General features: G+C 52.3%; 10 protein-coding genes. 7 read left to right on the top strand and 3 right to left on the bottom strand.

Annotated elements, in window-relative coordinates; genetic code table 11:
- Positions 1-37 precede the first annotated feature (37 nt).
- From ACO0LN_RS06705 to ACO0LN_RS06685, 5 genes are all read left to right on the top strand, one after another.
- Positions 38-1,114 (top strand): ligase-associated DNA damage response exonuclease, encoded by a 1,077-nt coding sequence (locus ACO0LN_RS06705; protein WP_422972150.1) that lies wholly within the window; start codon positions 38-40, stop codon positions 1,112-1,114.
- Complete coding sequence (locus tag ACO0LN_RS06700; protein ID WP_422972148.1) at positions 1,107-2,753, top strand: ATP-dependent DNA ligase; 1,647 nt, start codon at positions 1,107-1,109, stop codon at positions 2,751-2,753. Before ACO0LN_RS06705 ends, ACO0LN_RS06700 begins: the two co-directional genes overlap by 8 nt.
- Complete coding sequence (locus ACO0LN_RS06695) at positions 2,737-5,199, top strand: ligase-associated DNA damage response DEXH box helicase (RefSeq protein WP_422972146.1); 2,463 nt, start codon at positions 2,737-2,739, stop codon at positions 5,197-5,199. Before ACO0LN_RS06700 ends, ACO0LN_RS06695 begins: the two co-directional genes overlap by 17 nt.
- Positions 5,196-5,846: a ligase-associated DNA damage response endonuclease PdeM gene (gene pdeM / locus ACO0LN_RS06690; RefSeq protein WP_422972144.1), complete on the top strand. Its 651-nt coding sequence runs from the start codon at positions 5,196-5,198 to the stop codon at positions 5,844-5,846. Before ACO0LN_RS06695 ends, pdeM begins: the two co-directional genes overlap by 4 nt.
- A 140-nt stretch (positions 5,847-5,986) precedes the next feature.
- Positions 5,987-6,985, top strand: coding sequence for a Ku protein (locus tag ACO0LN_RS06685; RefSeq protein WP_422972142.1), 999 nt, complete (start codon positions 5,987-5,989; stop codon positions 6,983-6,985).
- An 85-nt stretch (positions 6,986-7,070) separates the two neighbouring features.
- Here ACO0LN_RS06685 and ACO0LN_RS06680 read toward each other — a convergent pair whose 3' ends face one another.
- Together ACO0LN_RS06680 and ACO0LN_RS06675 are read right to left on the bottom strand one after the other, a co-directional pair.
- Positions 7,071-7,247, bottom strand: coding sequence for a DUF3606 domain-containing protein (locus ACO0LN_RS06680; protein WP_422950786.1), 177 nt, complete (start codon positions 7,245-7,247; stop codon positions 7,071-7,073).
- A gap of 61 nt (positions 7,248-7,308) precedes the next feature.
- Positions 7,309-7,464, bottom strand: coding sequence for a hypothetical protein (locus tag ACO0LN_RS06675; protein WP_422972140.1), 156 nt, complete (start codon positions 7,462-7,464; stop codon positions 7,309-7,311).
- Positions 7,465-7,709: 245 nt separating this feature from the next.
- Here ACO0LN_RS06675 and ligD point away from each other — a divergent pair, with 245 nt between their 5' ends.
- Positions 7,710-10,325: a DNA ligase D gene (gene ligD / locus ACO0LN_RS06670; RefSeq protein WP_422972138.1), complete on the top strand. Its 2,616-nt coding sequence runs from the start codon at positions 7,710-7,712 to the stop codon at positions 10,323-10,325.
- A gap of 240 nt (positions 10,326-10,565) precedes the next feature.
- Positions 10,566-10,772, top strand: coding sequence for a hypothetical protein (locus ACO0LN_RS06665; RefSeq protein WP_422972136.1), 207 nt, complete (start codon positions 10,566-10,568; stop codon positions 10,770-10,772).
- 128 nt (positions 10,773-10,900) lie between these two features.
- On the opposite strand, the gene ACO0LN_RS06660 is transcribed toward ACO0LN_RS06665, so the two are convergent.
- A complete protein-coding gene (locus ACO0LN_RS06660; protein ID WP_422972134.1) occupies positions 10,901-12,364 on the bottom strand; it encodes an efflux transporter outer membrane subunit in 1,464 nt (487 codons plus the stop codon).
- Positions 12,365-12,372 lie beyond the last annotated feature (8 nt).

Raw genomic sequence — 12,372 nt, 5'->3', positions numbered from 1 at the left:
CGGGCTATCAATTGAATGGATATGCAAGGGGAATTTGGTGGGTGATCTGGTTGTTAACCGTAAGGAAGGCCTGTATTGCGTGCCGGGTGATTTCTACATTGACCCCTGGCGCCCGGTGCCGCGCGCCATCATTACCCATGCACACTCTGACCATGCCAGGATAGGGAATGAACACTATCTGACTGCAGCGCCTGGCGTCGGCGTGCTGAAATCAAGGCTGGGTGATATCAGCATAGAAGGGCTGGAATATGGCGAGCAGCGCTTACATAATGGCGTGACGATCTCCCTGCACCCTGCCGGACATGTGCTGGGTTCTGCCCAGGTCAGGATGGAATACAAGGGCGAAGTCTGGGTGGCCTCTGGCGACTACAAGGTAGAGGCCGATGATACCTGCGCCCCGTTTGAATCCGTCGCCTGCCATACCTTCATTACTGAATCCACCTTTGGCCTGCCCATCTACCGCTGGCAGGCCCAGCAAAGTATTTTTGATGACGTCAACCAGTGGTGGCGCAATAATGCAGCGCAGGGTAGGACCAGCGTGCTGCTTTCATATTCATTCGGCAAGGCACAGCGCATTTTGCATGGGCTCGATGCCAGCATAGGCAACATTATCTGCCATGGCGCAGTCGAACCGCTGAACCATGCTTACCGCGAAGCGGGCATACGCTTGCCGACCACAAAAATGGTCAGCGATGTCAGCGACAAAAATGAACTCAGACGAGCCATAGTCATCGCCCCGCCTTCTGCCGGCAATTCACCATGGATAAAACGCTTTGGCGATTTCAGCGATGCCTTTGCCAGCGGCTGGATGCAGTTGCGGGGTGCACGGCGCAGACGTGGCGTGGACAGGGGCTTTGTCTTGTCTGATCATGCCGACTGGCCGGGTCTGATGCAGGCGATCAATGCGACAGGTGCCTCACGTATTATCGTCACCCATGGATCAATACCCGTCATGGTGCGTTATTTGCAGCAGCAAGGCTTGCAGGCGTCTGGCTTTGAGACTGAATATGGGGACGAAGACGAAGCCTCTGCAACAGCAGCTGCAACAACAGCAATAGCAGCAACAGCAGCCGTAGCAGAACCATCAACATCCGAAGAAGGCGATCATGCGTGAATTCGCCCAGCTCTACGCCCAACTCGATGAAACTACATCCACCAACCGCAAGCTGGATGCCTTGAAAACGTATTTCAGCCAGTCACCGCCTGAGGATGCGGCATGGGCAGTGTATTTTCTGGCGGGCGGCAAACCACGCCAGGCGGTACCCAGCAAACTGCTGCGGCAGTTTGCCATGGAATATGCCAACATCGAAGAATGGCTGTTTGAAGAATGCTATCAGGCGGTAGGCGACCTGTCGGAAACCATCGCCCATGTCCTGCCACCACCTGTACGACAAGCGCACGTTGGCCTGGCAAACTGGATGCTGGAAAGAATCGCCCCTCTGCGTGGCGCAACACCAGAGGTGATACGCAGCGCCCTGTTTTCTTTTTGGGATGAACTGACGACACCTGAACGCTTTTTACTGGGCAAGCTAATAGGCGGCGGCTTTCGTGTCGGCGTATCGAAACTGCTGGTGACGCGCGCACTTGGCGATGTCGCCAAAGTCGATAACAAGCTGATTGCCCAAAGACTCATGGGCTGGACAGATGGCCGTGTAGCTCCAACAGCAGATGGCTTCATGAAGTTGATAGCCCCCCAGTCAGACCAGGAACACAGTTTGCGCGGTGGTCAGCCCTACCCGTTTTTCCTGGCTCATCAATTGTCCGCAGCACCAGAATCCCTGGGCGACATCACTAGCTGGCAGGCAGAATGGAAATACGATGGCATACGTGCACAACTGCTGCGCCGTGACAACCAGACATATCTGTGGTCGCGTGGTGAAGATTTGATTACTGAACGCTTCCCGGAAATAGCCGCCGTGTCTCTGCCAAACGGCACCGCCATTGATGGCGAAATCCTGGTGTGGACTGAAGACCGACCTGCCCCGTTCGCAGATTTACAAAAACGCATAGGCCGCAAGAGCCTGACGGCAAAACTCTTGTCCGAGCTGCCAGCGGTACTGGTAGCCTACGATTTGCTGGAACTGGAACAGGCTGACTTGCGCCATCTGCCACAGCATGAACGACGCGCCTTGTTGGAAAAATTGGTCGCTAGCATCGACAACCCCATGCTCAGGATTTCTCCCGTCTTGCAAAAATCAGACTGGCAGGACCTGGCCCAGCTACGCCAGAACTCCCGTGCACTGGGTGTCGAGGGCATGATGCTCAAGGCTGTCAATGCCCAATATGGCGTGGGCCGCACCAAGGATGTAGGCATCTGGTGGAAATGGAAGATCGATCCTTATTCCATCGACGCAGTACTGATCTACGCCCAGAGCGGCCATGGCCGTCGTGCATCGCTGTATACCGATTATACTTTTGCAGTGTGGGATGAAGATGCCAGCGGCAAACGCATCCTTGTGCCTTTTGCCAAAGCCTATTCCGGCCTGACGGATGCAGAAATCGCCCAGGTTGATGCCGTGATCCGCAAGACCACCATAGAAAAATTTGGCCCTGTACGCAGCGTCAAACCCAGCATGGTGTTTGAAATCGGTTTTGAAGGTATCTCGCTTTCCACGCGGCACAAGGCTGGCATTGCAGTACGTTTTCCACGCATACTGCGGCGACGTGAAGACAAGCAGATAGAAGAAGCCAATACCCTGAACGATTTGAAAAATTTACTGGCTACTAGCAATGCGCATGAGCTTGGCAACTAAGGCAGTCAAAGACTGGTTTGCTGCAAAGGGATGGAAAACTTTCACCTTCCAGCGTGAAGTCTGGAAAGCAGCGCATGCCGGACAATCCGGTATTTTGCATGCGAGTACAGGCTCGGGTAAAACCTATGCCGTCTGGTTTGCTGCGCTGTTGCGGGCCATGGAAAGAAAGCCAAATAAAACAAGCGCAGCAGGTCTCAGGGTATTGTGGATCACGCCCATGCGGGCGCTGGCAGCAGATACCTTGCGCGCCTTACAAGAGCCAATGAACGAGTTATTACCGCAGTGGAGTATAGGTGCACGCACAGGTGATACCGGTTCTGCCGAGCGCGCGCGTCAGGCCAAGGCCTTGCCTGCGACCCTGATCACCACACCAGAAAGTCTGTCGCTGATGTTGAGCAAGAACGACGCCCAGGCCCAGTTTGCCCAGCTTGACATGATCATCGTCGATGAGTGGCATGAACTGATGGGTAACAAGCGCGGCGTACAAACCCAACTGGCCATCGCCAGGCTGAAGGCATGGAATCCACAATTGCTGGTCTGGGGTTTGTCAGCAACCCTTGGCAACCTGGAACAGGCACGCGATGCCTTGCTGGGTGTCGGCAATGGCTTGCTGGTACAGGGCCACACACAGAAGAAGATCAAGGTCGATACGCTGATACCAGCGAACCCCTCACGCTTCCCCTGGGCCGGTCATCTGGGTCTGCAAATGTTGCCAGCCGTTGTCGCAGAAATTGACAAACATCAAAGTACCCTGGTCTTTACCAATACCCGCTCACAAGCAGAAATCTGGTACCAGAACCTGCTGGAAGCGCGCCCGGACTGGGCAGGTATCATCGCCCTGCATCATGGTTCGTTAGACAAACAAGTGCGGGACTGGGTTGAGCAGGGTCTGAAAGCAGGGCAATTGAAAGCCGTCGTATGTACATCCAGCCTGGACCTGGGCGTGGATTTCTTGCCGGTGGAACGGGTACTACAAATCGGCAGCGCACGCGGCGTCGCACGCCTCATGCAAAGAGCCGGGCGCAGTGGCCATGCTCCAGGGAGTGTATCACGGGTGACACTGGTGCCTACGCATACGCTGGAATTGCTGGAAGCTGCAGGTGCTAAACAGGCCGTTGCCCTGCGCCAGATAGAAGCCCGCCAGGTACCTGACAAGCCGCTGGATGTGCTCGTACAGCATGTGGTGACAGTGGCGCTGGGTGGCGGCTTTCGTTCACAAGACCTTTATGCAGAAGTCAGGGCGGCATATTCTTACCGCAATCTGAGTCACGATGAGTGGCAATGGGTGCTCGACTTTGTCGCCCGCGGCGGCCAAAGCCTGATTGCCTATCCTGAATACCATAAAGTGGTGGAAGATGAAGATGGTATCTATCGCGTGCCAGATCCCGCCATAGGCCGCAGGCACCGCATGGGCATAGGCACCATCGTTTCTGAAGCATCGATCAGCGTTAAATTCATCAGCGGCAGCCGTATAGGGACGATAGAAGAATCCTTTATCTCGCGTCTGAAAAAGGGAGATCACTTTTTGTTTGGCGGGCGGATACTGGAGTTTATCCGCGTTTATGAAATGACAGCCTATGTCAAACGTGCCGTGGGTAAAAAGGGAACCATACCGCGCTGGCAAGGCGGTAAAATGCCTTTGTCTTCTGAACTGGCCCATGCAGCACTGGAGCAATTGCGTCTCGCCGCCAGGCAGGAATTTGATGGCCCTGAAATGAAAGCCCTGAAACCCTTGCTCGACATACAGCAACGTTGGTCTGCTCTGCCAACGCCAGAGATACTATTGATAGAAACCATGCAAAGCCGCGAAGGCTTTCACCTGTTCATGTATCCGTTTGAAGGGCGCGCCGTCCATGCAGGCCTGGCCGCGCTATTAGCCTACCGCATGGCAAAGCAGCAGGCCAATACTTTTTCCATAGGCTTCAATGATTATGGCTTTGAGTTGCTGGCACCGCAATCGACAGACTGGGCTTTACTGTTTCATGCAGGATCAGGCAAAGAGACAGCCCTGTTCAGCACCGACATGCTGCTGGAAGATGTCTTGCTGAGCCTGAATGCGACTGAGTTGTCGCAGCGACGCTTTCGCGAAATTGCCCGCATCGCCGGGCTGGTATTCCAGGGCTACCCTGGCCAGCCAAAATCCAACCGCCAGTTGCAGGCATCATCGAGTTTGTTTTTTGAAGTATTCCGCAAGCATGATGCTGACAATCTGTTGCTGACCCAGGCCCAACGTGAAGTACTGGAACAGGAACTGGAATTGACACGTTTGCGCCAGACCTTGCAGCAGCTACAGCAAAAACAAATCGTTTTGCGTGAAATAGCCAGACCCACGCCGTTTGCCTTCCCGCTCATGGTGGAACTGTTCCGCGAAAAACTCAGTACAGAAAAACTTTCGGACCGTATCGCCCGTATGGTGCGTGAGCTTGAAAAGGCGGCGCAATCATGATGGCACTGGAACTTGAGCTCGCAGGTGAATTGCTCATGCTGTTACCACAGAAAGCCATGTACTGGCCCAGCAATTCAACACTGATCATTGCTGACATTCACTTTGGCAAGGCTGCCACATTCCGCCGCCTGGGTGTGCCCGTGCCGCATGGTACTACAGCACAAAATCTTGAATTGCTGGATGAACTCATGACGCTCTACCCTACCCAGCACATTATTTTTTTGGGGGATTTTTTGCATGCGCCTGATATTTCAGCAGCCACGCTGCAAAGCCTGCTCAACTGGCGCACTAGCCATCCTGCACTTGAAATGACGCTGGTACGTGGCAACCATGATGTGCGGGCAGGCGACCCACCGCAGGAATTAGGCATTCATATCGTCAATGAACCTTTCCGTAGTGGTCCATTCGCCTTTTGCCATTATCCCGATGTCGAAAGCGATGGCTATGTACTGGCCGGTCATGTACACCCGTCTTTTCATTTGTATGGCAAACGTGATTCACTGCGCTTGCCCTGCTTTGTCGTCGGTGAGCGTCGCACGATACTGCCAGCCTTCGGCGCTTTTACGGGTACCTATTCCATGTCCCCGCAAGTGGGAGAACAGATATTTATTATTGCAGACGACAGGGTCATGAAAATCGGTAATTGAATTCTTGCCTTGCTATCGCAGCATACGCCTACAAGATTTTCGGGTCTTTCTTACATCCCGTGCGCAGAATGCAGCGCAGCATGGAGTCTGCACTCTAAGAATTTTATTCGCGGCAGGAACATAATCAAGCAGGAGTCAACATGGCACATGCAATATGGAAAGGTGCGATCAGCTTTGGTCTGGTCCATATACCGGTAGAGCTTTTTTCGGCAGTGGCCGACAATGCACTTGATCTGACCATGCTGGACAAGCGCGATTTTTCTCCTATTGGTTTCCGTCGCTATAACAAGGCAAGCGGCAAAGAGGTCAAATGGGAAGACATCGTCAAGGGCTATGAATACAAGCCGGATGAGTATGTCGTGCTGTCAGATGAAGATTTGAAACAGGCCAATGTAAAAGCGACGCAGACTATTGATATACAGTCTTTTGTCGATGCCAGTGAAGTACCGCTGACTTATTATGAACAGCCGTATTTCCTGGTGCCTGACCGAGGCGGCGACAAGGTATATGCCCTGTTACGTGAAACCTTGCGCAAGGCAGAAAAGGTGGCAATTGCAGAAGTGGTGATCCGCACCAAACAGCATCTATGCGCCTTGCTAACCATAGATGGTGCGATCGTTCTCAATACCTTGCGTTACAGTGATGAAATACGCGATACGGATGAATTGAAATTGCCCGCCAAAAGTGCAAAGACTGCAGGCATTTCCGACAAGGAAATTGCCATGGCCATGTCATTGGTGGATGGCATGACAGAAGCATGGAACCCCGCACAATACCATGATACTTACCGCGAAGATGTACTGGCACTGGTCAAAAAAAAAGTAAAAGCCAGGCAAACCAAGACCATCACCATGCCAGAGGCAGAGAAAGAAGAAAAACCGCGTAGCGCACAGGTGTATGACCTGGTCGGTTTGCTACAACAAAGCCTGGGTAAAAAACCTGCAGCTAAAACGACAAAAACTACAGCCACAGCCAGGACGACCAAAGCGGTAGCTGACAAGGCCAGCAAACCGGTTTCTATCCGCAAAAAGACCACCGCAGCTGTCAGTAAAAGCAAGGCAAAACCAGTAGCAAAAACGAGCAAAACTGCGACAATCAAAGCCAAGGCTGCTGCTCCCAGACAAAGACGCAGCGCCTGATACCCGGCAAACAGGCAATGTGAAAATTTAACCACCTGGCGAGTATCAAAGATACTGCCAGGCTGTTTAAATTTATTGTTACAAACTAATGCTGCAAATGCTTTTCTACCGCCACAGCACTGGTACCCACTTCTTGCACGGCAGTGACCAGTTCATCTTTGGTACAGTCAAATTTCCTGGTCCAGTAAGCGACTTCCCAGGGTTCACTCACGTTCACCCTTGAAGCGTCTTGCGGACCACGGTTTTGCAGATTGTCGGCCATGTCAGCCTCCTTGGTTTGTTGTTGACAGCAACACCCTGCGCAGTACCCTGCGTAGTACCTGTTACGGTGCTGGCTGGCCTTTTACGGCATTACGGTATTTAGCCTTGGCGGCCAGCTTCTTTTCTGCTTCTGCGGCGATATTAGTGCGCTTGATGTCGCGTTTTTCCTGTTTGCCACGGTGTTGCGCTTCGTCTTTGTTGCCTATGCGTTTTGTCATAAATTTCTCCTGAAAAATAATTTAATGATGTCAAGCATCCAGAACAGCAGATGTCGTGAAGTGCCAGAGTAGACAATGCCATTCGCCTTGTATGTAGGAGGATAAATGAAGCAGATGTAGGATAGCTAGGCTTGTTCCTACATGCTTTTAATCACCTGGCTGATAGCCCATCTGTCTCCATGAATTTATGCTTTGCGCTATCACATTTGATCAGTACAAGCGTATTTCACGGCAGAAAGTTCATCATGGCAAAACCAGACGCTCTACAAAAATACAAGTCCAAGCGCGATTTTTCCATCACATCCGAACCTGCAGAAGGTGGCTCGCCTAACGAACAGGCGCGGGCTTTTGTTATCCAAAAACACTGGGCCAGCAGCCTGCATTATGACTTTCGTATAGAGCTCGATGGCACCATGAAAAGCTGGGCCATACCGCGCGGCCCGAGTTTTGACACACATGACAAGCGCATGGCAGTGCATGTCGAAGATCATCCTATTTCTTATAACACTTTTGAAGGCACTATCCCGGCCAGACAATACGGTGCGGGCAAGGTCATCATCTGGGACAAGGGTTACTGGAAACCCCTGGGCGATGCGCGACAAGGCTATGACAATGGCAATCTGAAGTTTGAGCTGTTTGGTCACAAGCTGCGCGGCAAATGGGCACTGATCAAAATGCGCAATGCCAAAGGCAAGCAGGAAGCCTGGCTGCTGATCAAGGAAAAAGATGCGTTTGCCCGCCCTGCCAGTGAATTCAGTGTTGTTGATGAACAGGCAGAGAGTGTCAAGGCGCTGGGTATGCCTGCCATGGAAAACGATGAATCGAATACAGGAACAGCAGAGACAGAAACTGTAAAAAAAGAAGCCAGCACCAACGGGCCCCCTGCACTGGCTAAAACAGCCAGCTTACCGGCGGAGTTCAAGCCGCAGCTCGCCACACTGGTCAGCAGCGCACCGACGAATGTGGATGAATGGCTGTTTGAAATAAAATTTGATGGTTACCGGCTGTTAAGTCGTATAGAAAACGGCGCTATACAATTATTCACGCGCAATCAGAATGACTGGACAACAAAGCTGCAACGCCTGCACAAGGAGTTGCTAGGCATGGATTTGCCCGATGGCTGGTATGACGGTGAAATTGTGGTACTTGATGACGACGGCAAACCAGACTTTGGCGCGCTGCAACTGGCTTTTGATGAAAACAATACCCGGGACATCAGTTATTTTATCTTCGACTTGCCCTATTGTGCAGATTACGATCTGCGCGATGTACCCTTATGGGAAAGACGTCAGGTGCTGGAACGCATCATGCAAAGACAAACGTCTGAACTCGTGCGCTTTAGCGGCATATTCGACCATGATCCTGGCGAGATTGTCACTGCGGCTTGCCAGATGGGCCTGGAAGGCGTCATTGGAAAACTTAAATCATCAACCTATGTATCAAGGCGCAGCGATGACTGGATCAAGCTGAAGTGCGCCCAGCGTCAGGAGTTTGTCATTGGCGGTTTTACCGAACCGCAAGGTTCACGCATAGGCATAGGTTCATTATTGCTCGGTGTATATGCCAAAGACGGCAAGCTACACTATGCCGGCAATGTAGGTACTGGCTTCAATGACAAAAGCCTCAAAAGCTTGCGTAAACAATTAGATGGACTGGTAAGTGAAAAGCGTCCGTTCGCCGGCGATACCGGCATAGACAGCAAATCACACTGGGTAAGGCCTGAGCTGGTTGCCGAAGTCAGTTTTGGGGAGTGGACCAGTGCCGGGCATATACGGCATTCGGTCTTCCAGGGTCTGAGGACAGATAAACCAGCCAGTTCCATCGTGCGCGAGCAAGCGGTAAATCCTGCACATGCAGCATCAGCAGAAAAAACACGGCCCGGCAAATGGCAAAGAATCAGGAATGCAGCAAAACCAGATAAAGAAGCGACAGCGAAGACAAGTAGCAATGCAGATGTGCATGAGAGCCTACCAACAGATTTCAAGATTACCCATCCTGAGCGCATCATGGACGAAGAAAGCGGCACCACCAAACTGCAACTGGTGCGTTACTACGCACTGATCGCGCCCTTGATGATGGAACACCTGAAAAACCGGCCACTGGCACTGGTACGTGCCCCTGCCGGTGTCAATGGCGAATTATTTTTCCAGAAGCATGCAGATACACGTGCCCTGCCCGGCGTCAGCCAGACGCAGGATAATTTACTGTCGGGCCACCCCGGTTTGCTGGTGATCAAGAAGCCGGAAGGCTTGATTTACTCAGCCCAGTGGAACACCATAGAAGTGCATACTATGAATGCTACTGCGGCTTCATTCGACAAGCCAGACCGCATGGTGTTTGACCTTGATCCTGGCGAAGGTGTCGATTGGAAATCAGTGCAGGAAGCGGCCAGTTTAATGCAGGCCATGCTGGTGGAGCTCGAACTGCTGCCATTTTTAAAAACCAGCGGTGGCAAAGGCTTGCATGTCGTGGTGCCGATCAAGAAACGCTATGACTGGGACACGGTCAAGGATTTTTCTCAAGCCATCGTGATCCATATGGCCAATACCTTCCCCGAGCGCTTTGTTGCAAAAAGTGGCCCTAAAAACCGTGTGGGGAAAATATTCATCGATTATCTGCGCAATGGCCTGGGTGCAACCACTGCCTGCGCCTGGTCCGCACGTGCCAGGCCGGGGACGGGTATATCCGTGCCAGTTACCTGGGAAGAGCTGGACAAACTGCAGGGCGGTAATCACTGGACAGTGCATACCGCGCATGAACGCCTGGATGTGGGAAATGAGCCCTGGAAAGACTATATAGACTCAGCCAGATTATTAACGAGCAGTATGAAAAAACTGGGATTTAAACCTGCGCGTAAATAGTATAAATTTTTTTTGCTCCGGTTCGCTACTCATGCGATTCTGAAATGGGTGGTGACGGTGGCGATGGGAGCAGCCATGGCTGCCATAGCGCTCTCGCGAATGACATGTGGCGCTCGTAAAATATCATTCATATAAGAACTAGCAGGTACTTCTCTTACAAGAGCTAGCACCACAGTCCGATGGCTGCAATACAGGCTAGCACCTAAGATGAGTTTGCATACAAGATAAGTGGAGGTTAAAGTGATTATTGTCAAAAGCATAGGAAAAGGTATTTTGCGAGCGACCGTCCGTCTCGAAACGGTAGAATATGGAAATGGCTGGACAGTGGGTGTAGAAATCAACGGTATCATGGTGCATCATCCGGACAAGGATTTATACCTCACTGAACAGGACGCGCTGATTGCTGGGGATGAGCTTGTTGATGCCATGGTGCCGACACTGCATTGATGATGAAAAAAAACAGCGTACTCCTTGAAAGAAATACGCTGTGAAAACCAGAACTTGTTCTGGGAGGGTGGAAATTGCGGTAGAAGTTATTAGTCGGCTTTTGCCACGACTGACTTGGGATTAACTTCCTATAGTGTTGAGGATGCCACTGGGACAGAATTACGTGCATCCCAGCCACCACCTATGGCACGTATCAAACTCACTGCTGACCTGGCACGCGCACCGTCCAGTTGAGCAGAGATACGCTGTTGCTGTAATACCGTGCGGTCAGCATCGATCACATTCAGGTAACTGACTGATCCTTCGCGGTATTGCACATGCGAGAGTTTTGCTGCCCGCTCCGCCGCCTGTACCGCATTGTCTTGTGCCTGAGTCTGGTCGCGCAAAATGCGCAAGTCAGCCAGGTTGTCTTCGACTTCCCTGAAGGCGTTCAGCACGGTCTGGCGATAATTGGCCACATCTTCTTCATAGACTGCACCTGCCTTTTCCACACTGGCCTGGCGGCGGCCACCATCAAATAGTGGCATGGACAACAAAGGCCCCAGCAAAAAAGTACGGCTACTCCAGTTCAGCAAGTCACCCAGGCTGGCAGATTCATAACCGGCAGAACCTGTGATATCCAGCCTGGGGAAGAAAGCAGACCGGGCCACACCAATGCGGGCATTGGCGGCAGCCATGCTGCGTTCTGCTGCGGCAATATCGGGGCGACGTTCCAGCAAATCTGAGGGCAAACCTGCCGGGATATTGACAGCAATGCGTGACAAGGGACGCGGCAAGAAATTGAATTCTGCCGGTGTCTTGCCCAGCAAGACTGCCAGTGCATGCTCTGCCACTGCACGGCTGCGTGCCAGGCCTAATGATTCAGACTGTGCCGTTGCCAGTTCTGCTTTGGCGCGTGCCAGATCAAGTTCGCTGATGTCACCTTCATTAAAACGGGTTTGCACCAGCTTCAGGGTTTTTGAGCGTAGTTCTACCGTGGCTGCATATAAAGCCTGTTCTGCATCCAGTTCACGCAGCAAAAAGTAGGCTTGCGCCACGTCGGCTTGCAAGGCCAGTTGCACGGACTGGAACAGGGCTTCGTTCTTTTGCGTATCTGCCGTTGCCGCATCTATGCTGGAAGCCACGCGACCAAACAGATCCAGTTCATACGAGGCGCCAAGCTGAGCATTGTAAGTCGTGGAAGTCGGCATCCTGGTATTGTCAGGCAAACCCTGGGACGCCGGTGCAGCACGCCCACGGCTGGCACCCAGGCCCGCATTCACTTGCGGGAACAGGCCAGCACGCGCATCCTGCCGCAAGGCGCGGGATTGCTTCAGGCGGGCAGCAGCAGCTTTAAGGTTCTGGTTGGCTGCCATGGCCTGGCTTTCCATCTCGTTCAGGCTATCGTCTGCAAAGATTTTCCACCAGTCGCCACGGGCGACTTCTTCTGAGGGCTGGGCTTCTTTCCAGTTGCTGTTTGCTTGCACTTCTTTATAGGCAGCGGGAGTTGTCACTTCCGCTTTCTGATAAGTTGGTGCGACTGAACAGCCAGCCAGCACCAGCAATAACATCAAAAGGGATGAAGCAGACTTCAGGGGTTTGATTGTATTCATCATCATGC

It is taken from the genome of Undibacterium sp. TC9W (genome assembly GCF_049339865.1).
GTDB lineage: Bacteria > Pseudomonadota > Gammaproteobacteria > Burkholderiales > Burkholderiaceae_D > Undibacterium.
The sequence above is the reverse complement of the archived record's forward strand: the minus strand, read 5'-3'. Positions and strand labels throughout refer to the sequence as shown.

Excerpts from the sequence above, each read along its gene's own strand:
- ACO0LN_RS06675 (WP_422972140.1), bottom strand. The coding sequence starts at position 7,464 with ATGACAAAACGCATAGGCAACAAAGACGAAGCGCAACACCGTGGCAAA.
- ACO0LN_RS06685 (WP_422972142.1), top strand. The coding sequence starts at position 5,987 with ATGGCACATGCAATATGGAAAGGTGCGATCAGCTTTGGTCTGGTCCAT.
- ACO0LN_RS06695 (WP_422972146.1), top strand. The coding sequence starts at position 2,737 with ATGAGCTTGGCAACTAAGGCAGTCAAAGACTGGTTTGCTGCAAAGGGA.
- pdeM (WP_422972144.1), top strand. The coding sequence starts at position 5,196 with ATGATGGCACTGGAACTTGAGCTCGCAGGTGAATTGCTCATGCTGTTA.
- ACO0LN_RS06680 (WP_422950786.1), bottom strand. The coding sequence starts at position 7,247 with ATGGCCGACAATCTGCAAAACCGTGGTCCGCAAGACGCTTCAAGGGTG.
- ACO0LN_RS06700 (WP_422972148.1), top strand. The coding sequence starts at position 1,107 with ATGCGTGAATTCGCCCAGCTCTACGCCCAACTCGATGAAACTACATCC.
- ACO0LN_RS06660 (WP_422972134.1), bottom strand. The coding sequence starts at position 12,364 with ATGAATACAATCAAACCCCTGAAGTCTGCTTCATCCCTTTTGATGTTA.
- ligD (WP_422972138.1), top strand. The coding sequence starts at position 7,710 with ATGGCAAAACCAGACGCTCTACAAAAATACAAGTCCAAGCGCGATTTT.